Origin of the sequence: Pseudomonas guariconensis (assembly GCF_015680235.1) — a bacterium.
Classification (GTDB): Bacteria; Pseudomonadota; Gammaproteobacteria; order Pseudomonadales; family Pseudomonadaceae; genus Aquipseudomonas; species Aquipseudomonas guariconensis_A.
In genome coordinates, this window is record NZ_JADLJL010000002.1 from 229,732 (window position 1) to 251,624 (window position 21,893).

General features: G+C 64.0%; 12 protein-coding genes. 7 read left to right on the top strand and 5 right to left on the bottom strand.

All coding sequences use genetic code 11. From position 1 onward, the window contains the following. The first annotated feature begins 546 nt into the window (after positions 1-546). The 4 genes from IRZ56_RS03170 (at position 547) to IRZ56_RS03185 (ending at position 3,050) form a co-directional block, all read left to right on the top strand. Positions 547-1,425: a hypothetical protein gene (locus tag IRZ56_RS03170; protein ID WP_196143579.1), complete on the top strand. Its 879-nt coding sequence runs from the start codon at positions 547-549 to the stop codon at positions 1,423-1,425. Further along, positions 1,392-2,294 carry a neuraminidase-like domain-containing protein gene (locus IRZ56_RS03175; RefSeq protein ID WP_196143580.1) on the top strand — a complete coding sequence of 301 codons (903 nt, stop codon included), beginning with the start codon at positions 1,392-1,394 and terminating at the stop codon, positions 2,292-2,294. Before IRZ56_RS03170 ends, IRZ56_RS03175 begins: the two co-directional genes overlap by 34 nt. Further along, positions 2,260-2,763: a hypothetical protein gene (locus IRZ56_RS03180; RefSeq protein WP_196143581.1), complete on the top strand. Its 504-nt coding sequence runs from the start codon at positions 2,260-2,262 to the stop codon at positions 2,761-2,763. Before IRZ56_RS03175 ends, IRZ56_RS03180 begins: the two co-directional genes overlap by 35 nt. 116 nt (positions 2,764-2,879) lie before the next feature. Then, positions 2,880-3,050, top strand: a complete 171-nt coding sequence (locus tag IRZ56_RS03185; protein ID WP_196143582.1) for a KGG domain-containing protein — start codon at positions 2,880-2,882, stop codon at positions 3,048-3,050. A 197-nt stretch (positions 3,051-3,247) separates the two neighbouring features. Here IRZ56_RS03185 and IRZ56_RS03190 read toward each other — a convergent pair whose 3' ends face one another. The 5 genes from IRZ56_RS03190 to IRZ56_RS03210 form a co-directional block, all read right to left on the bottom strand. After that, positions 3,248-4,951, bottom strand: a complete 1,704-nt coding sequence (locus tag IRZ56_RS03190; RefSeq protein ID WP_196143583.1) for an amidase — start codon at positions 4,949-4,951, stop codon at positions 3,248-3,250. A 295-nt stretch (positions 4,952-5,246) separates the two neighbouring features. Continuing rightward, the gene (yghU, locus tag IRZ56_RS03195; RefSeq protein ID WP_196143584.1) at positions 5,247-6,083 is read right to left on the bottom strand and encodes a glutathione-dependent disulfide-bond oxidoreductase; all 837 of its coding nucleotides are present in this window, start codon (positions 6,081-6,083) and stop codon (positions 5,247-5,249) included. Between the two features lie 175 nt (positions 6,084-6,258). Further along, a complete protein-coding gene (locus IRZ56_RS03200) occupies positions 6,259-7,461 on the bottom strand; it encodes an NAD(P)/FAD-dependent oxidoreductase (protein ID WP_196143585.1) in 1,203 nt (400 codons plus the stop codon). A gap of 91 nt (positions 7,462-7,552) precedes the next feature. Next, the gene (locus tag IRZ56_RS03205) at positions 7,553-8,608 is read right to left on the bottom strand and encodes a GlxA family transcriptional regulator (protein ID WP_196143586.1); all 1,056 of its coding nucleotides are present in this window, start codon (positions 8,606-8,608) and stop codon (positions 7,553-7,555) included. A gap of 162 nt (positions 8,609-8,770) precedes the next feature. Continuing rightward, entirely contained in the window at positions 8,771-9,088 is a 318-nt protein-coding gene (locus tag IRZ56_RS03210; protein ID WP_084857992.1) for a DUF2388 domain-containing protein, read from the bottom strand. Positions 9,089-9,478: 390 nt separating this feature from the next. On the opposite strand from IRZ56_RS03210, the gene IRZ56_RS03215 reads away from it, so the two are divergent. From IRZ56_RS03215 to IRZ56_RS03225, 3 genes are read left to right on the top strand one after another with little or no spacing between them, the layout of a single operon-like run. Next, entirely contained in the window at positions 9,479-13,855 is a 4,377-nt protein-coding gene (locus IRZ56_RS03215; protein WP_196143587.1) for a SpvB/TcaC N-terminal domain-containing protein, read from the top strand. Continuing rightward, the gene (locus tag IRZ56_RS03220) at positions 13,855-18,987 is read left to right on the top strand and encodes a SpvB/TcaC N-terminal domain-containing protein (protein ID WP_196143588.1); all 5,133 of its coding nucleotides are present in this window, start codon (positions 13,855-13,857) and stop codon (positions 18,985-18,987) included. The genes IRZ56_RS03215 and IRZ56_RS03220 overlap by 1 nt, the downstream gene beginning before the upstream one ends. Beyond that, complete coding sequence (locus IRZ56_RS03225; protein ID WP_196143589.1) at positions 18,984-21,890, top strand: RHS repeat-associated core domain-containing protein; 2,907 nt, start codon at positions 18,984-18,986, stop codon at positions 21,888-21,890. The genes IRZ56_RS03220 and IRZ56_RS03225 overlap by 4 nt, the downstream gene beginning before the upstream one ends. The last annotated feature ends 3 nt before the right edge of the window (positions 21,891-21,893 follow it).

A 21,893-nucleotide genomic window follows, 5' to 3' on the forward strand; every position in this document is an offset into this window, starting at 1 on the left:
CACTTGGCACAGATCGAAAGGGTGGAAGGCGCATTTCGTCCGACCTGCAAGCGCATTTACTACCCTGGGTGCCCCTCGAGGGCGCCAAGGTGCTGTTCTTCAGTAAAACAGCAGAATGTGACTGTCGTAATCGCCCGGTAGGCATTGGTAGAAGGGCGTCTGGCAGCTTGCCTGGCCCGTGGCGAGCGCCTGGGATGGCCGATCACGCTGAAGTGCGAAGCATGGTTTGCAGTCATGTGCGTACTGGTACTTCTGCCGGTTCATACCCCGAAAATAGGCCACTAAGATTTAAATAAGAAAATGGCTACATGTTGCAGTTGTCGCTGTTTCTTGGTGTTTGACGCCTTAAAACAGGCGAATACGCTGCCATTCCCCGAACAGTGGTTCGGCGGGCGGGCAGCGGAGTACGCCGCGCCTGGCGATGTAGCATCGATGTTTTCGCCAGCCGCTTATCTGGTGGCCATGTACCGTGAAGCCAAGGCGCTTTACAGCAAGGATTGCCCATAGCACATCGACAACCGCCGTCCAGACCTGAAGGGGCTCGTGTTGAGCCAGGAAAACCTGGACACACCGCGCAGCGCGTTGAGCCTTTCCAACGATATCCTGCTGGAGAAGGCCCAACAGGTGCTGGATCGGGAAAGGGAGGCAGGGGCTCAAACGGGTGGGGGCGTCATAAACAGGGTGACGCTGAGCGCCCCATCTGCCTTTATAAATTATGTTCGGCTGTACCCCCTGGAAGCTGGCAAGTGGTTGCTGAGTTTCAATCTGAAAGTATCCCGCGTTGATGTATTTATAGTGAGCGGTGCTTTTAATATGTCTCTCAGCGCCTCTGATTTTGGTGTGACTGAGCTACGGCCTAATATCGAGTACCGCAAGACTTTCGATTGGGCGGATGTGCCTGAAACGTTCGAGATTTCGACCCGTTGGCGTAAATCCCGCGGGGGAGGGTATGGCCAGCATCGGCATCCATTTGCCTGCTCGTGCCAGAAATTTTCTGCCGCCTCGTACGTACTCAAGCTGAACAAGGCCATTCGTCTCTACAAAGCGACCGGCCTGCCAGCGCATGAACTGCAAGCTATTGTCGACAGCGTGGACCCGAACCAGATCAGCAACGAAACATTGGCAGTGCTGTTCCGCACCGCTGTGCTGGTGAAACGATACGGTATTTCCCACGAAGAGGCGCTGGTCATGGCCAGGGGGCTGATTTCGCAGTCGGTGCATGCCGGCCAGGCAAGCCAGTTCGACCGCCTGTTCAACGACCCTGCGTTGGTAGACGGTGGGCTGGGCATCGAGAACAAGCCCATAAAATTGCACCCATCGCATGCCGACAGGGACGCCGCTATCAAGGCAACCCTCAAGCGTGCTTGCCAAACGGACGACGAGGGCCTCTGTTGCTGGACAGTCTCAACAGTGCGCAGGTGGTGACTTCACGCATTGCCGAAGCCACTGCCGCTGTGCAGATGTATATCCATCGGACCCTCTCCCGACCTGAGGACAAGCGGGCGTTGCGCCAGGAGGTGGTGGATCGACAATTCTTCCGGGACTGGTCACGTTGGAACGCTCGCTACGCGACCTGGGCTGCCGGGCAGATGCTGAGGTACTACCCGGAAAACTACATCGACCCCACCATACGCCTGGGGCAGACCAAGGCGATGGACGACATGCTGCAGATGCTCGGCCAGGCACAGGTCAATGCCGACACCGTGGGCGATGCTTTTCACGGTTACCTGAGTGCGTTCGAAGAGGTGGCTAACCTCGAGACGGTCAGTGGCTACCATGACAGCCGCAATGAGAAATCTGGCAAATCCTGGTTCATTGGGCGTACTCGTGGTGAGTTGTGTGAATACTGGTGGCGCACGGTGGATGAAGGCAAGCGGAGCGCAGAGGGAGTACTGCCGGCCAATGCCTGTGCGGTGTTCGATGGAGAGGGAAGGCCGGTTGTAGACAACGCCATGCCTGTGAAAGCGGGGGCCGGGATACCCGCAGGGTTCCAGAAGTTTGATGTCTCGCTCAAGAGTGTGAAGATCGCGGATATCAACGAAACCCTTGACCGCTATAGCTTGGTACTCGATACCTTGTTGACGGTTGAGGCGAAGCAACCGGAGGTAGAGAACAAGTGGGTCACCGCCTTGGTTCACAAGTACCCAGCGCTGGGCCAGGAAAACCAGAAGGTACCGACCTTGGCGCGCTGTGGTTACGGCGCCTTCATGGTGCGCAAGGAGAATGATCAGTACTGGGGTAGGGGACCAGGCCGTTTCCTTGAACGGTGCCGTCAAGGCGCTGATCGATGGTAAATCGGTTACGGTCGACAAGTTGCCGTTGAGCAGCCTGACGCTGGCCCAGACGGGTGACCTGTCCGTGCAGTTCGGCCTCAAGGAGCTGGGCCTGGTGGCGGGTTTCGAGAAGAACGCCATGCGCCGGATTCGACGCATCGCCGTTACCCTGCCGGCGCTGCTTGGGCCCTACCAGGATGTGCGAGCGCGGCTGCAGACCAGTGCCACGGGCTTGCCGGCAGGCTGCAACGAGAGCGCCATTTCCCACGGCATGCAGGACGGTGGTGTGTTCGCACCGGATGGGGCCGACTCGCATCCACGCTGGAGCGCCCAGTGGCTACCGTTCGAGGGGTTGAGCATCGCGAACGCCAGCGACACGGATGACAAGACAGTCATGACCCTGAATTTCGCCGAGGCCCAGGGCGAACAGAAGTCACTGTTGCAGAGCCTGAGCGACATCATCCTGCACGTCCAATACACCGTGCGTTGAAGGTGTGGGAGGGCGCGTTTGCGCCCTCTTTTCCCTGACCGTCGGTCGCGGCAATGGACCCTGTGGCCTTGCGCAAGCTCGAACGTGAGGCAACCCAACCGATCAGGAGAGCTTCGATGAGCAAGCACCGTGACGCTGGCCATGGCTTCGCCGACGATCCACAGAAAGTCAGCGAGGCTGGCCGCAAGGGCAACACCAATCAGGATGTGAAGACCGATCGAGCCGAGAAGGCCCGGGTCGGTGGTCAGCACAGCCATGGGGGTACCCCACGGCGTGGCGAGGGCTGACAGGCCGGAACCCAGTCCCTGTGGCAGCCCTGGCCAGGTGGGATCGCCTGTTTTGAGTGGTTTGCCCCGGCCCTATCGCTGGCAAGCCAGCTCCCACAGGTATGGCGGAGGCTCTGAAAAAGGTCTGAGAGCTGGCGCGATTCCTGTGGGAGCCGGCTTGCCGGCGATGAACATTGCAGTGCGGCCCTGCGTAGCGATCAGCCCAGCGGTGGCGTACGCGGTGGGACCATGCGCCGCGAGCCGGTGGACTCGAACGCCGCGCCGAAGCGCAGCAGGTCGTTGTCGCTGTAGGCGCGGCCAGCGAAGGTCAGGCCGACCGGCATGCCGATATCCGCCATGACGCCCATGGGCACGGTCACGGTGGGCACGCCCAGGTGACGGATGGCCAGGTTGCCGTTGGCCACCCAGATACCGTTGCTCCAGGCGATATCCGCCGAGGCCGGGTTGACGTCGGCATCGGCCGGGCCCACGTCGGCGACAGTGGGGAACAGCACCGCATCGAGGCCCAGATTGTCCATCCAGTCCTCGAGGTCGAGCTTGCGGGTCTTCTCCAGGCCACGCAGGCCGTCGGGCAGGGTTTCGATCTGGTCCCAGGTCTTCAGGCCGCGCTTGGCCATGTTGACGTACTCGTCCATGCCGGCTGCCAAATCATCCTCGCGGTTGGGCAGCGTACCCGGGTCATGGGGGAAGATCTGTGGGCCATCGACATCGGCCAAGCGGTTGAGCTTCGGGTCGCCGTTGGCGCGCAGGAAGTCATCGAAGCCCCAGCCAGACAGCTCCCACAGCTCATCGTGCAGGAATTCCTTGGAAACGATACCGCGGTTGTACACGGTCGGAGCGCCTGGGCGATCCCCCTCGCAATTGGACACCAGCGGGAAGTCCACCTCGACCACCTCGGCGCCCGCCGCCTCCAGGGCCTGGCGTGCCTGCTTCCACAAGTCGATGACGCTGGCCCGGGTGTTGATGCGCTGGCCGGTGGGGCCGCCGATACCGGGTTTTTCCGAAGTGCCGGCCTCGGGGTCGGCATTGATGTACATCTTCGGCACGCCGAAACGCTTGCCTTTGAGTGCGCTGGCATCGGCTGCCAGGTCCAGGTAGGAAGCCGGACGCACGGACGAGGCGGCCGGGATCGGTACCCACGGCTGCAGGCGCCACAGGTCGCCGCGCTTGTCGGCATCGTCGGCTACGACGACGTCGAGGATTTCCAACAGGTCGGCCATGGTACGGGCGTATGGCACCACCACGTCCATGGTCGGGGTGAGTGGCCAGTTACCACGCACCGAGATCACGCCGCGCGAAGGGGTGTAGGCGCACAGGCCGTTGTTGGACGCCGGGCCGCGGCCGCTGGACCAGGTTTCCTCGGCCAGGCCGAAGGCTGCATAGCTGGCGGCAGTAGCGGTGCCAGCGCCATTGGACGAGCCAGAGGCGAACGGTGCGGTCAGGTAGGCGGCGTTGTATGGGCTTTCGGCGCGGCCATAGACGCCACGCTGCATGCCCCCGTTGGCCATCGGCGGCATGTTGGTCTTGCCCAGGCAGATAGCCCCAGCGGCGCGCAGGCGCTCGATGGTGAAGGCGTCGCGCTGGGCGACCAGGTCCTTGAACGCCGGGCTGCCGGATGCGGCGGTCAGACCTTTGACCAGGTAGCTGTCCTTGGCGGTATAGGGGATGCCGTCCAGCGGGCCGAGGGTCTGGCCCTGTGCCCGGCGGGCATCGGAGGCTTCGGCCTCCTTGAGTGCATCAGGGTTGCGCACCACCACGGCGTTCAGAGCGGTGGCGGTGTCGGCTCCGTCATAGGCGTCGATGCGGGCCAGGTAGGCCTTGACCAGCTCGACCGCCGTCGTGCGGCCGGCCTCGAGCGCGTCGCGCAGCTCGGCAATGGAAACCTCGGTTACCTCGATCATGCTGTCACCAGTTATGCAGGTGGAAACTCGTGGCGCGAGTGTAGCAAGAAGCCCAGGGCCGGCGCAGGCATGCACCGTGGCAATGGTTATTTGCATGGCGGCAGTGTCGGTGCGGGAGAAGTGTGCGTCGGTGCATGCGGGGCGGGTATTGCCGGGCTGCGGTGCAGCCCAATCGCGGGGCAAGTCGGGTCGCCGCACCGTCGCTCCCAAAAAGGGCCTGCAAAATCAAATAGTTATGCGTTGTTGTGGGAGCGGGCTTGCCCCGCGATTGGGCCGCAGCGCGGCCCCTATGCACTCAATCCAGGTCCGCCGCCGAATGGCGCTCCGGCACCTGGCTGGCTTCGTCTCCCCAGGTCCGGTTGACCCGGGTGCCGCGTTGCACCGCCGGTCGCTGGGCAATCGCCTCGGCCCAGCGCTGCACATGCCGGTATTCATGCACCGCCAGGAACTCCGCGGCGCCATACAGATTGCCGAGCACCAGCTGGCCGTACCAGGCCCACACGGCGATATCGGCGATGCTGTACTCAGCCCCGCCCAAGTAGGCGCTTTCGGCCAGGCGACGGTCGAGCACATCGAGCTGGCGCTTGGCTTCCATGGTGAAGCGGTTGATGGCGTATTCGAACTTTTCCGGTGCGTACACATAGAAGTGGCCAAAGCCGCCGCCCAGGTAGGGCGCCGAGCCCATTTGCCAGAACAGCCAGTTCAGGCACTCAGTGCGCGCAGCGGCACCCGTGGGCAGGAAGGCGCCGAATTTCTCGGCCAGGTACAGCAGAATCGAGCCGGACTCGAACACCCGCACTGGCGGCTCGACGCTGCGGTCGAGCAGGGCGGGGATCTTGGAGTTGGGGTTGACCTGGACGAAGCCGCTGGAGAACTGGTCGCCCTCGCCGATGCGGATCAGCCAGGCGTCATATTCGGCTCCCGCATGCCCGAGGGCCAGCAGCTCTTCGAGCAGGATGGTCACCTTGACGCCGTTGGGCGTGGCCAGGGAATAGAGCTGCAACGGCTGCTTCCCCACCGGCAGTGCCTGGTCATGGGTCGGGCCGGCGATCGGGCGATTGATGTTGGCGAACTGGCCGCCGGATGGCGCTTCGTGGGTCCAGACCTTGGGTGGAACGTAGGGCTTGCTCATGCGCGGAATCTCCTGAAGGCTCGAAGCGGTCACGTAGATCGTGGACCTGCATCTATGCCATGGGTTCGACGCGAAGGGCAAATGTACTGGCGTGACGGGCGGCGAACACCGGCCCTTTGTGAGAGTGGGTAAACCCGCTCCCACAAGGGGCACAGCGCTCAACTCGTCAAGGCACTCAGGCAACCGGGATCAGCGGGTCGGCGGCAGCCAGCGCACTGGCGCGGTCCGGGGCCGGCGGGTAGATCCAGACCGAGTTGATCTGCGCCTTGAGTTGCTTCGCCTCGGCCTTGTCTGTCGGTGGCGAGACCCTGCGCTCCCACCCTTCGGTATATACCGCCCCCCAGGCGCCAAGGTCCAGGCAGGTGACATACTTAGGCTGGCTGTAGGTCATCGGTGCCACACCGATCAGCTCGGCGGCGGCGTTATTGCCTGCGTAGCGTCCCAGGGGAATGGCGTGCTGGCAGGACATCACCGCATGGTTGCCGACCTCGTCGCAGGCGGCGAAGGCCACATCGCCGGCGGCATACACCGCGTCGTTGCCCTTGACCTTGAGATTGCCGTCCACATGCAGGCGGCCTTGGTGGTCACGCTCGCCGTGGATCTGCTCGGTGAGCGGGTTGGCCTTGAAGCCCACGGTCCAGATCACGGTGCTGGCGTCAATGCGCTGGCCGTTGTCCAGCAGCACACCCTCGCCATCCACCGACGCGACGGTGGCGCCGCAGATCCACTCCACGCCCAAGGCCTGGGAGGCCTGCTCGATCGCAGGCCGGATGCCTTCGCCCAGTGCTGCGCCGATCCTCGCACCGCGGTCGACCACCACGATACGCAGGCCAGCCTGTGGGCCAAGGATCGCCCGCAGGCGGCTGGGCAGCTCGGTGGCCGTCTCGATGCCGGTGAAGCCGCCACCGGCGACCACCACGGTGTTGCGTGCGGGGCTCGGGGGCAGGGCCGCGAGCGATTTGAGGTGTTCCTCCAGGCGTACGGCCGACTCGATCTTGTCGACGTCGAAGGCATGCTCGAAACCTGCAAGGTCCGGGCGGTTGAGCTGGCTGCCGCAGGCCATGATCAGGCGGTCGTAGCCAAGGCTCGCCTCGCGCCCGCCAGGTTCGCGGTAGGCCACGCTGCGCGAGGCCTCGTCGATCCGGTAGGCCGTACCTTTGACGAAGCGTACATCGACCGCATCGAACAACGCCTGCAGCGGCGCGGCCATGTTATGTACATCGGGCTCGTAGAAGCGTGGGCGGATGTGCAGCTCGGCCTGGGGCGCGAGCACGGTGATCCGGACATCGTCGCGGCCATGTAGGTCGAGTTGGCGCGCCGCGCCCAGGGCGCTCCACAGGCCGGCGAAGCCTGCGCCTATGATCAGGATCTGTTTCATCGTTGTGCTCCTGCGATTGCGAGGGAAGGCCTGGCGCCCATTGTCTCGGCGCCTTGGAAACAACGATGCTAAGCGCAGCGGGTGCCCGGCCCTAGGCCAAAGATCCCTGGATTTCGGCCAAGGGCACGCTGCGAGCGAAGCGGGCACGGTAGTCGCGCGGCGTCACCGCCAGGTGGCGCTGGAAGGCCAGGCGCATGCGCTCCTCCGAACCGAAGCCGCATTGGCGGGCGATCTGCTCGACCTGTTGAGAGGTGTTCTCCAGCAGGCGCCGTGCCGCCTCCAGGCGGAACACCTCGATGGCCTTGGCCGGGGTGCGGCCGGTCGTGTGTTTGTATACACGCGTGAAGTTTCGCAGGCTCATGCGCGCTTGCTCGGCCAGGCGTTCGACGGTCAGGTGCGGGTCGCCCAGGTGGTCGTTGAGCCATAGGTGCAAGGCTTCGAAGGCGCCGCTGTCCTCGCCTTGGGCCTTGAGCAGTTCGCTGAACTGGGCCTGGCCGCCTGGGCGTTTGAGAAACACCACCAGCTCCCGCGCCACCTGCATGGCCACCTCGCGGCCGCAGTCGAGTTCCACCAGGGCCAGGGCCAGGTCGATACCGGCGCTGACGCCGGCCGAGGTCCAGACCTTGCCCTGTTGCACGAAGATCGACTCGGCATCCACCTCGACTTCGGGGAAGCGCCGACGCAGCGCGTCGCACATGGCCCAGTGGGTGGCCGCGCGGCGGCCGTCGAGCAACCCCGCAGCGGCCAGCAGAAAGGTACCGCTGCACACCGAGGCGGTACGTTGGGCGCGCGCGGCGGCCAGACGCAGCCAGCCGACCAGCTCGGCATGTTCGGGCAGGGTGCGGACGATTTCCGGTGCCCCGGGCACCACCAGGGTGTCGATGGTGTCGCGCAACAAAGGTTCCAGCGGTTCGGTGCCCACCGCCAGGCCTTCGGCGGTGGCGACCAGGTTGCCTTCGAGGCTGGCAGTGTGCATCTCGTAACCGGGCAGGCCCCGCTCGGCGCGGGCTTTGCCTGCGGCCCAGAACACCGTTTGCGCACCGGTGAGGTCGAGCAGGCCCATTTGCGGATAGGCGAGAAATACCACCCGGTGGGGGCGGTCTACCGAGGGCGGCAGGGCGTCGGGCACATTGGCGGGGTGGGTCATGGTGCACATCGCAAGGGGGACGGATGCGCCCATGTTACACAGCGTGAAGCGGCGAGGGGACCGCTACGCACGCCTTTCGCGACACAAGGTCGCGCCCCTCGGTAGGTCACCGTGGCAGCGGCCTTGCGTCGCGGTTGGGCTGCCAAGCAGCCCCACCAGGGCTCAGTTATCGGTCAACGGCTGGTCCTGGGAAAGCAGGGCCTTGGCAAGCTCCTCGTCACTGACCTGCAGGCCTGGGTTGGCCTTGCGGGCCTGCTCCAGTGCCGATTCCACATAGGCGCCACGGATGGCGCCACCGCTGGCGATGAAGGCGGACAGCTCATCCCTGGCCGGAATGATCCGTTTGTCGTCCTTGAAGGTTGAGTACAGCGAGGCGGAGATCCCCGCCGACGTGGCGACATCGCCCGCATCCACACGGGCCAGGGCTGCGCCTGCTGGCAGCAGGAGCAACAGCGAAGGGACGAGCAGTAAGTGGCGCATGGCAAGACCTCCAGGTGAAGCCCAAGGGATTTACTGCATGTTGTTAAGAGCGGCGAAGGCCGCTGGGAGTTCCGTTGGCCGAACAGGCTTATCTCCAGCCGCATTCGCGGCGCATACCTTGTCTTGTGAGGGATCACCCAGCCCTTCCCGATGTCGTGGGCCGGGAGGGTCATGGAAGGTTTCGTCCAGGTCTGCACGGCTTGTATAGCTCCTAGTCCTGCGAGTTCATCGGCCTGGCGTACCCGCATAAGATTTTTCTATCGATAGCTCTTACCTCTGCGGCATCGCCGTGCTGCCAGGCGGCGTTGGTCGTCCTGATGCCGACGCCTGATGCTTCTTCCATTTCCTCACCTCCCAGGGCAACCGGGAGGGCTGACACGGAGTCAGATCATGTCCGATACACCTGGCGCTTCCCCCGGGACGAGCCGTGAACCCCTGTTCACCCCACCCGCGCTGCCCAAGGGGGGCGGCACCGTTTCCGCAGGCGGCGGAATGTTGTCCGTCGGCAGCGCCGATGGCGCGGCGGGCTGGTCTCTGCCATTGCCACTGCCCGTCGGGCGTGAGCTGTCACCGCAGCTGACGCTGGGCTACAGCTCCGGTGGGGGCAACGGCGCCTTTGGCGCAGGCTGGAATTGCTCGCCGCCCGCGGTGTTCCGCATGAGCCGTTTCGGTATCCCTCGCTACAACGAGCAAGACCGCCTGGTGGGGCCGGATGGCGAAGAAATCCTGCGCGACAAAGGCATGCCACGGGTTGAGAACACCCTGCCGTTTTCTGCTGTACAGGCGCCCCACACCGTGACCACCTGGGTGTCGCGTAGTGGCGCACCGGATCAGCGCCTGGAGCATTGGCGCTCGCAGGAGACACCCGAATCGCCAGGCTTCTGGCTCAACTACCACGCCGATGGCAGCATCACGCTGTTCGGCTGGTCGGCCAGCGCCCGGTTGAGCGACCCGCACGACCCGGCGCGGGTGGCCGGCTGGTATGCCGAGGAAACCGTGAGCGCCAAAGGCGAGCATGTGGTGTACACCTACCGCGGCGAAGATGCAGCTGGCTGCGACGAAGACGAGCGGGCTGCCCATCCGAAGGTCGCCAGCCAGTACCTTACGGGTGTCTATGCCATGAACGCCACGCCAGCGACTGCGCTGCTGGTGCCGGAGCACGCCTTTCGTGCCGACGATTTCATGAGCGTGATGCTGCTGGACTACGGTGAGCGCGGCACCGACCTGGACACGCCACCGCCGTTCGCAAGCACGGCGCAATGGTCGGTGCGCGAGGATTGCCTGTCCTTCTGGCGCTGGGGGTTCAACAACCGGATCCGCCGCCTGTGCCATGACGTCGTGTTGTGGCATCGCACCCGAATGATGGCAGGGCAAAGCGACCCAACCCCTATGTTGGTGTCTCGGCTGCACCTGAGCTATGAACCTTCCGCCGTGGCGACCCTGCTGGTGGCGGCTCGGCAGGTCGCCTATGAGCCCGATGGCACGCCGCTGTCGTTGCCACCTGTGGAGTTCGAACTGAGCCGCCCAGGGCGCGAGGCGCCGCAATGGGAAGCACTGCCGGAGCTCGATGGCTTCAGCCCGCCGCACTGGCAAATGGCCGATTTGTACGCAGAGGGGCTGCCTGGGCTGTTGTACCAGGACGGCGGCGCCTGGCGATACCGGGCACCGGAGCGCAAGGGGGAACCCACCACCGATACAGTGACCTGGGGTGAGCCGCAGGTACTGCCCCTGGCTCCCTCGCTGGTCGGTGGGTCGCTGACCGACCTCGACGGCGATGGCCGCCCGGAATGGCTAGTGACCCAACCCGGCCTGCAGGGCAGCTTCACCTTGGCGCCGGATGGCCAATGGGGCAGCTTCATTGCGCTGCAGGCGATGCCCTCGGAACTGCTGCACCCCTCTGCGCAACTGGTCGACCTGACCGGAGGCGGCCTGCAGGACATGGTCATGATCGGGCCGCGAAGTGTGCGCCTGTGGGCCAGCGCCGCGAGCGCGGGCTGGGACAGGGCCGTTGGAACAAATTATGACGGGAAGACCCCATTACCCATGCAAGGCGGCGAGCACCGCCTGGTGGCATTCGCCGACCCTGCCGGCAGTGGCCAGCAGCACCTGGTGGAAATCACCGGCCAGGGCGTGACCTACTGGCCCTCCCTCGGCCATGGCCGCTTCGGTGAACCGGTGCGCGTGCCAGGCTTCGCGGTCAACGATTTCGTCGCGTCGCGCGTATTCCTGGGGGACACCGACGGTAGCGGCACTACCGACATCCTCTACCTAGAGGCGGACCGTATCCGTTTATTCATCAGCGAGTCCGGCAACCGCTTCGTGGAGGGGCCGTCCGTGCCGGCACCCGCTGGGGTCGCTCTCGACGACACCTGCCTGCTGCAGGTGACCGACCTGCGCGGCCAGGGCACGGCCGAGCTGGTGCTGACCGTGCCGCATATGACGCCACGCACCTGGACGTATCGGTTCAACGATACCCGGCCATGGCTGCTCGCCGAGGTGTGCACCAATACCGGGAGCCGCACACTGTTCCAATACCGCAGCTCGGCCCAAGGCTGGCTGGATGAAAAGGCGGCACTCAAGGCCCAGGGCAAACCGGCGTTCAGTCGCCTGCCGTTCCCCGTGCACATGCTCAGCCGAGTCACGGCGATCGACGACATCAGCGGGATGCGTACCGTCAGCGGCATGCAATACCTGCGTGGTATCTGGGACGGGGTGGAACGCGAGTTCCGTGGGTTTACCCGGTTGATCCAGACCGACACCCTGAGTGATGCACAGGGTACCGGCGTAGAGCGTTCGCCGGCTGCGCAGGTACACAGCTGGTTCCTGAGCGGCATCGAAGCCTATGACAGCGTCCAGGAAGGTGCCTTTGCAGGGCAAGGTTCGGCAGAGGGCGACTTCCCCTTGAACCCACTGCGTATCACGCGCCTGGGGGCCGATGGACGCGATGACCCCGTTGAACCTGAAGGCGAGACGCGTCGCTGGTTGCTGCGTGCCCTGAAGGGCATGCCGGTGCGCACCGAAACCTATGGCCTCGATGGCAGCGCATTGGCTTCGGTGCCCTACAGCATCACCCGCCAGCGTTGGCAGGTACGCCTGTATCAAACCGCAGACGCACGCAAGCCTGCGGCGTTGGTCACGCCGGTGGAAACCCTGACCTTCGCCACCGAACGCATCGCACAGGACCCGGTGGTCTCCCAGTCGGTCGTGCTCGAGCAGGACCGCTACGGCAATGTGGTGCGCGGCGTAGAGCTGCGTTACCCGCGCAGGCCTGCGTCCACGCCGTCGCCTTATCCGGATACCTTCCCCGACGGCCTGGAACTGGCAGCGCGCGACCCTCAGCAGCAGCACGCCTGGCTGACGTTGTCGCGCAATCGGGTACGCAACCTCGACGCCGGCCCTACCCATGTGGTAGGCCTGGTGGAGGCGACCCGCACGGATGTCCTGCAACTGGCGCCTACCCAGGTACCGATGGGCGGTTTCAGCGTCGAGAACCTGTCGTCTGCAGGTAGCCCCCTCGAATACCTGAGCAGCGCCACCTTGGCCAGCCATGTCCGCACCCAGTGGTGCGACGAGGCAGGAAACCCCAGCGTTGCACCGGTACGCCAGGCCCTGGCTGCCTATACCGAAACCGCCATGTTGGATGAGGCCTGCGTGGACGTGTTCAAAGGCCTGATGTCGGATGAGGCGTTGGCGCAGATGCTGGAAAAGGCCGGCTATCACACTGTTCAGCTGCCTGAGGACAACTTGCCCGTATACACCGGCCGCCATGGCCTGGCCCGCTATCTTGGAGCCGCCGGTTTCTATCGGCTGGCTGGCGTGCGGGAAAGCGAACTGATGGGCGAGACGGTGATCGACTGGACTCCCCACGCCTTGCAGGTGGCGAAGGTGACCGACGCCGCCGGTCTGGAAACCACCTTGCGCTACGACTGGCGCTACCTGACGCCGACAGCGCTGGTCGACCCGAACGACAATACGCGGGAAGTGGCCATCGATGCCCTGGGCCGGGTATCGCAAACGCGTTTCCATGGTACCGAGCAAGGCATCATGACCGGCTATTGCAGCGGGCGAGCCTTTGCGGTGCCGGAAACGGTCGAAGGCATGCTCGCGCTCAAGGGCGGCGAAGTGCCCGTGGCGACCGCCCACCGGATAGTGGCCGACAGCTGGATGCCCCTGGCGCGTGACCGTCAGGGCAACGCCTTGGCCACCCGCACCGGCGAACTGGCGCTGCGACGCATGGCAAGGGCGCACGACCTGGCGCTGCAGGATCTGGCCGAGGGGCGCGAACCCCCGCATATCTGCAGCCTGCAGACCGATCGCTACGACGGTGACCCGCAGCAGCAAGTACGCCTGAATATCACCTACAGCGATGGCAGCGGTCATCTGTTGCAGACCGCAGTCCTGCACCCTCCAGGTGATGCCCTGGTGCGCACGCCCGAGGGAGGGCTCGAGGTGGGCACCGATGGCAAGGCCGTGACCCGGCACGCTGCGGTGCGCTGGGCCGTGACCGGCAAGACCGAGTACGACAACAAAGGGCAAGCCGTACGCACCTGGTTGCCATTCTATCTGGATGACTGGCGCCCGGTGTTCGACGCCAGCGCGCGTGAGGGGGTCTACGCCGACACTCACTTGTATGATGCTTTAGGCCGTGTGTACCGGGTGATCACTGCGGCGGGCTGGGAGCGGCGTACGCAGTTCTACCCGTGGTTCACGGTGGCTGAGGATGAGAACGACACCGCCCATGATGTGCTGCGGGGTCGCGCAGCATGATGAGTGAGACGAATCAGGCCGTTGCCCAGGAGAACCCGTTTTTCACACCTCCTTCGCTGCCCAAGGGTGGAGGTACCCTTGGTGGTAGTGCGGGGGCATTGTCGGTCGGCGGGCCGGACGGCGGTGCCGGCTGGCAGATCCCTCTGCCTGTGTCGGCGGCACCGGCCCGCGGCCTGGCGCCCGAACTGGCATTGGCCTACAGCAACGGTAGCGGCAATGGTGTGTTCGGGATGGGCTGGCAGCTTTCGCTGCCGGCGATCCGCTTGCGTACGCAGCACGGCGTTCCCCGTTACGATGGCACCGACCGCCTGAACGGGCCCAGTGGCGATGAGCTGCTGCGCACCCAGGACGCCGTGCGTACCGAAACGCGCCTTCCCTTTGCCGATACCGACAGTGGTACCTACACCGTTACCCGTTACCAGGATCGCTTCTCGGGCCTGAATTCGCGTATCGAGTGTTGGCAGGAAGCTGGCACGGACGGTGCGGTGGCCCGCACGTTCTGGATCGACTTCACACCCGACGGCGGCCTGGCCCTTTACGGTTGGTCGCCCGATGCCAGGCTGGCCGATCCACAGGACCCTTCGCGTGTGGCCGAGTGGCGTATCGAGGAGACCGTCACGGCCCGAGGCGAGCACATTCTTTGGCGTTGGCGCCAGGAAGACAACGCGGGTTGCTCGGTGCAGGAGCTTGCCGACCATCCGCACGTGGCCGGCCTGTACCCGGATACCCTGTACTGGATGAACCGTACGCCGGCGCTGCATTTCCTGCGGCCTGGCATGGGCCCGGCCGATGCCTGGGAAAACGAGTGGCTGGCGTTGCTGGTGTTCGACTATGGCGAGCGCGGCACGCTGGCCGACCAGGCTCCGCCACTGGCGACCACGGCGACCTGGCCTGCCCGGGACGATGCGCTGTCGCTGCGCCGCTATGGGTTCGAGGTCCGCACCCGCCGGCTGTGTCACGACATCCTGCTTTGGCACCGCACGGCCATGATGGCCGATGCCGCCTCCCAGGATGCGACGGCGCAGTTGGTATCGCGCCTTCACCTTACCTATGAAACGTCCACGTTGCTCACCCAACTGTGCGCCGCCCAGACACTGGCATACGAGGCCAATGGCACGGCGGTGTCCTTCCCACCGGTGGAGTTCGCCTTGTCCGAGCCACCCGAGGTATTACCTGACGCAACGCAGTGGCAACCCGTGTTCGCGCTGGACGGCTTCAGCCACGAGTCCTGGCAGATGGCGGACCTGTACGGTGAGGGTATTCCAGGGTTGCTCTACCAGGATGATGGTGCCTGGTGGTATCGGGCGCCGGTTCGGGACGGTGAGGGCACTGCGTCCAGGCTGGCGCCTGGGTACGCCGGGCTTTTCGACGCCCCCCTCGATGACCGGATAACCTGGGCTGCGGCGACTCCCCTGCATCGGCTTCCCTTTGGCGGCAGGGCGCAATTGGCCGACCTCGATGGTAATGGCCAACCAGAGCTGATAATGGCGTTGCACGGCATGCGGGGCAGTTTCACCTTGCAACCGGATGGGCATTGGGGCGGCTTCAAGCCTTTTGCGCGCTTCCCGGTCGAGTTCGATCACCCGGCTGCGCTGCAAGCCGACCTGACCGGTACGGGGTTGGCGGACCTGGTGATGATCGGCCCTGCCAGTGTGCGCCTGTGGCCATCCGCTGGGACGGGCGGCTGGGCGCCTGAAAAGACCGTGGCTCATCCAGGCCGTTCGCTGCCTCAACCGAGCAGCGATGGTACCCGCCTGGTCGCGATCAGCGACATCACCGGGGGAGGGCTTTCGGACCTGGTGGAGGTCACCGCCGACGGCGTCACCGCCTGGCCATCGCTTGGGCATGGCCGGTTCGGCAACCCGCTGTCGTTGCCTGGGTTTTCACTGCAGCTACTCAGGGTCAAGGACGGCAGTGCCCTGGCCTTCGAGCCCAATCGGATCTACCTGGCCGACACGGACGGCACGGGGGTTGCGGACCTGCTGGTGATCGGCCGTAGGGGTATCCATGTGTTCAGCAACCAGAGCGGTAATGCGTTTCGCTACAAAGGTGTGATCCCACCGCCTGCCGATGTGACGCCGGATGCTACCTGGCGCTTGCAGGTCGCGGATGTGCGGGGACTGGGAATGGGGAGCCTGGTCTTGACGGTCCCGCACATGAAGCCGCGTAGCTGGGTATTGAATTTCGCTGCTATACGCCCTTGGTTGTTGACCACCGTAGTGGACAATGTCGGCGGTCGTACCGAACTGACCTACCGGAGTTCGGCCCAGGGCTGGTTGGATGAGAAAGCCGCTCTGCAAGCGGCTGGGAAGACCGCTGTCAGTTACCTTCCGTTTCCGGTGCATACCGTTTGCACGGTTACCCAGGTCAATGAAATCACCGGGCTGGTACTGGGCAGCGAAACCCGCTACCTGGGGGGCGTATGGGATGGCAGAGAACGCGAGTTCGCAGGCTTTCGCTGTGTCGTGCAAACCGATCGCAACAGCCGCAGCGAGGCCGATGCCGTGGCCCGTGCCGCTGTGGTGTCCCCCCCAGTGCGCACGTGCACCTGGTTCTATACCGGCACCGAGGCGGTCGACAGTAAGCCTTTGGAGCAGGCTCGGGAAGAGATCGACAAGGCCTTCAGCAAGGGCCAGATCCGCTTCACCGCCTGGCAAGACGGTGCGGACAAGCCCGAGGAGCCCGGGGCGAACGCCGAGCGTCGGCGGAAACTGTATCGGGCCGTGCGTGGCCAGGTGATGCGCACCGAGGTGTACGGCGAGGACGATCACCCGGCAGCGGCAGTGCCCTACAGCATTTCCCGCCAGCGGCTGCAGGTCCGTGCATACGATAGCCTTGGAAGAGACGGCAAGCCTGACCGCGACAACCCGATCACGCAAGTGACGGTGCTGGAAGCCTTGTCGCTGGCCTGCGAACGTGTTGCGAGCGACCCTGTGGTAAGCCAAACCATCGTGCTGGCGCAAGACCTCCACGGGGTGCCTCTGGACAGCGTCAGCATCACCTACCCGCGGCAACTGACCCCGGCCCAGGTGGAACGTATGCGGGAAATCTACCCCGCGACGCTACCGGCCGGTGTGATCAAGGAAACCGCCGACAGCCAGCAATACGACTGTTGGATGAACCTGACACGCAGTCGTGTCCACCACCTTTCGGCAGGTCATGATTTTGTCGTTGGCTTGCCGCAGGATACCCGCACCGATGTGGTCTGGTGGGGCACCGGCCACCCGAACGGCAACCCCGAAGGTCGCGAAAACCGGCGCATCCCAACAGGAGGGTTCACAGCCGACAACCTGCAATTGGCGCAACTGCTGGCAGAACCGGGCTCGTTGGTGTTCGACGGTTATACGAAGACCCGCTGGCGGGACAGTGCCGGTACCGCGCTGCGGGATACCCCCACGCGCCAGGGCCTGGTTGCCTGGACCGAAACCGCCCTGCTGGACGACCTGGACCTGCAGGTGTTCGGCCCGATGTTGGACCAGACCTTGGCCGATCTGGTCGATGCCTGTCTCGACGATGCCACAGGTTCGATCGACCCTGCCGTGCCGAGTCGCTTGCGCCTGCGTGTTCAAGAGCACGTGACGCCTGACGCTTTCTTCCAGGCGTTCATGGCGTTTTCCCTGCAACAGGAGCAACTGCCCACGGGTGACGGCCGCCTGCGCGAGGCAACCGTGCAAGCCTTGCAAGCGGCATTGAGGGAAAAGAAGAGCGGGCCGCGGACGATCGCAGCCGACGCGTTATGGGCCGCGCTGGGAGCCAGCGATACGCCAGGGGGCATTCCTCGCGATCAACTGCGCTCGGCCGTGCAGGCTTATGCCGACCAGCACCCCCATGACGACGAAGCGCTGCTTGCCCTGAAACAGGCGCTCGTTGCCCAGGCCATCACGCCGGACCTGCTCTATTGGCAGGTCTTGTCTACGGCGCTGGACAATGAAGGCAGGCAACAGGCTGCCCTGGCGCCATTGGCGCACGTACTTGGCCAGCGTGTACAGGCTGACAACCTCGAGGCATTGCTCGAGCGTGGGGGCTACAAGCCGCTGACGGTTCCCCATGCACCGGCCGTCACGAATGTCTGGGGTGGAGTGCAGAACATTACGACGTACCATGGCCAGTCCGCTTTCTGCGTGGCCAAATGCGTGCGCGAGAGTGAGCTGCTACCTGAAACCGCTTTGACATATTCGCCTCATTACCTCTCGGTGAGTGGCGCTACCGACGGTTTCAGCTTCGCCTCGCAGATTGTCGCGACCGATTGGCGTTTTCTACGCCCGATACGCATCAAGGACAGCAACGACAACATCACCGAAGTGGCGCTGGATGCGTTGGGGCGTGTGCGATACAGCCGTTTCCATGGGACCGAGACGCCGGTTGGCGAACGTGGTGCCGTCCCGGTCGGCTATTTGAGCCCGGTCGATGACTTCACCCCGCCTGCAACCGTGGAGGATGCGGTCGCATTGAGTCGCGCGGGTACGACCTTGCCCGTCCACGAAGCGTTCACCTACATCACCGACAGTTGGATGCCGTTGACAGTATGTGCCGACGGCCAGCTCGCCGGGCAGCGCTGCGGGGCATTGGCCCGGGCACGGCAGGATGCACGATTGATGCGGGATGCAATCATCCCGCCAGAGATCATGACCGCGCGTACGCCGCCCTGTGTCGTCGCTGTCCTGACCGACCGCTACGACGATGACCCGCTCCAGAAGGTGCGGCTGCAGGTGAGGTTGCAGGGTGGCGGGCAAGTGCTACAAACGGCCATCCTGGACGACCCTGGAGAGGCATTCGTGCGCACCGCCGAGGGGGCGCTGCAAACCGATACCGACGGCAAAGCCGTCACCACGAAGGCGGACCCCCGCTGGGCAGTGAACGGCCAGACCGAGTTCGACAACAAGGGCAACCCGGTACGGGTGTGGCTGGCCTATCACCTCGACGATTGGCGCTGGGTCCGGGACGATAGCGCCCGGGAAGGTCTCTATGCCCATACCCACCTCTACGACGCGTTGGGGCGCGAGTACAAGGTGCTGACCGCCGCCGGGTATGAACGTCGGGTGCAGGTATTCCCATGGTTCACGGTGTCGGAGGATGAAAACGATACCTGGTCAGACGTCATGGCACGTCATGCACAGGAGGACGCGCCATGAGCCTGGGGAATGGAATGGCTACTTTGCACGCAACCACCCCGGTGGTAATGGCGCCTTTTCGGACCTTGGCTTTTCTGCGCACACCCTCGGCCCCCGAGGCGCCGGCGCGAGTATTGGTCAGCCGCACGGTCACCCACCGGTTCAGCCGCAGCACACGGCTGTTCGGTGCCCGAGCGTTGAACAACGCTGCCACGGGTAATGCCGATGCGGTCACGGTGTCGGGGCTGGCCGGTCAACCGCTGTGCCTGCACACCGCCGATGGCGACGCCGCGTTCACGCTGCCCGACGTGGCAGGCCGTCCTTTGTGGGCGCGCAATGCCCAGGGTACTGGTTCCACGCATGCCTACGAGGCGGCTGGCACTGGCGGCAGGCCGCTGTCGCTGACCGAAACAGCGCTAGGCGCGCCGGCTGCGCGTGTGCGCGAGCAGTATGCGTATGCGCCGCTGGGCGAGGCGCAATGGCAGGCGCTGAACCTGGCTGGGAGCCAGGTGGAGCTGCGCAATAACGCAGGCATCAGCCGGCCGCTGAGCGTTTCGCTGACAGGCCAGCCGCTGGCCAGCGAACAGCGCTTGCTCAAGCCTGAGATCGAGGCCCCGGACTGGGCGACGACCACGCAGGACGATACCGAAGCGCCCTTGCGTCTTGCCAGCACCTACGACGCGACCGGCGCGCCGCTGGCGATGACCAATGCGGCCGGCGTCACCTCGATCACCGAATACGCCATCAACGGCGCGGTGGCCGAGACGCGTCTGGCCTACATGGAGCAGGGCCGTGCCAAGGATGCTGTCACCCTGAAGGACATCCAGTACCGGGCCGACGGTGTGGTGTTGTCGCAAACGGCGGGCAACGGTGTCATCGAGCGCTATGAATACGACCCCAGGACCCAGCTTCTGAGCCGGCACCTGACCGAGCGTCCGGCGGGCCATCCGCAGGGGCCGCTGGTCATCAGCGATCTGCATTACCGTTATGACCGGGTGGGCAACATTCTCAGCCTGGAGGACAAGGGCGCGGATCCTGAGTGGCACAACAACCAACAGGCCACCGGGCTACGCGAATACACCTACGACACCCTGTACCGACTCACCAGCGCCACAGGCCGGGAACGTACGCCGGTGTCCCGTTACTACACCGCCGAGGCTTCATCGGGCGGCGTCTGGGCGCCTTACAGCGAGCAGTACATCTACGACGATGGCAACAACCTGACGAGGATCCGCCATGTCGGCGGTGCCGGTAACCGCACCCGGGAACTGAACGTCTCCGAAGGCAGCAACCGGGCGATGGTGAAGGACCACAGCCTGACACCGGAAACCGGCTTCCTGGCCGGAGGCCTGCAAAAGCAGCTGGCCGACGGCAGGGCGCTGCAATGGTTGGCCGACAACCAGCTCGGCAAGGTGACCCCCGTCAGCCGCGTTGCTGGCGATGACGACAGCGAGCGCTACCACTACGCCGACGGCGGCACCCGCACCCGCAAGGTCCATACGGTGCAGGTCAGCGCTGCGATGCAGACCACGCTCACGACCTATGCCGGCGGTTGCGAAATTCGCCAGCGGTGGCTGGCAGGGCAAGACGCGCCGCAAAAGCACATCGTTATCACCGAGGCGGGCGGCGTACGCGTCGTGGAGGACCGGCTCACCGGTACGGCCCATCTGCGCTACCGCTTCGCCGATCATCTGGACAGCGTAGGCGGTGAGACGGATGCCTCGGGCAAGCTCATTTCCCGGGAGGAATACGCACCGTATGGCGGCACGGTGGGGCGTGACGAGGCAGCCGGGGAAGTCAGCAACCTGACCCAACGGACGTTGCGTTATTCAGGCAAGGAGCAGGATGCGACCGGATTGTATTACTACGGTTGGCGCTATTACCAACCCGACGTGGGAAGGTGGTTGAGCGCCGACCCGGATGGGCTCGTAGAGTGGATTAACCTGTATTGTTTCTGCCAGAACAATTCGCTTAACCGAGTTGATAAAGATGGGAGGAACTCCAACCGGCTCAATGAAATCTATGAAAAGTATAAATTGGGCGGCGAGCAGAAGTTGTTTGTAGAAAGTACCTATGGTGTAGCCTTGGAGGTGTTGGCTACTACGCTCGGCAAACGCACAGACCGAGAGGGGATGGGGACGGCTTATGAAAGTGCCAAAGACCAGGTCCAGAGGGGCTTGGATATTGGCGGATTAAAGCAGGAAGGCCTGTCGGGGAAGATTGTGTATGCTGCACTGGTTCAGCACAGGACCAATAACATAAGGAAGCAGTCGGCTGATCGAAAAGAGGTTGCGGGCAAGGAGGTTCCAGATATCAGCAACTTTTTGGCTATTTACAGTGCCAATGCTGGGCACTCGGAAATAAATGCCAGTATGCGTGGTGGACGTACGATCTCGCTTAATATGCATTCGGTGGTCAGTGAGCTTGAACGGCGGCATGAAGAGGAATTCAAAGGGCCTCATGGACAAAACCTGAAGCTAAATCTTCAAGCCGCTGGTAACACGCTCTCGACGAAAATCGATGACTATAAAGCGACGCTCTATCGGCAGGGTAACCGTACACTCAAGACGTATTACCGAGGTCAGGGCATGTCCGACGCAGCGCTGAAAGCCTTCAAGGTGGCAGTGGATACCGGTCAGGTAGTGCATTCGGAGAGTTTTTTATCGGTTTCCAGCAGTCCTCAGGTAGCTGATACGTTCGAGAGGCGCGCGACTGAAAGCAATAAGGTTACTTTTATAATTGAAGGGTTTAGTGCGCGGGGGGGCTATTCTAGGTTGGGCGTGAGCAAAGAATCGGAAAGCCTCTTCTCACCTCATGCGGACTTCCAAGTGATGAAAGTCGCCCGGCATAGCCAGGGTGGGCATAATATCTATTTAGAAGAAGTTCGTGGCTATCGAGGGCGGTCGAGACCGATGTATTATTGAACG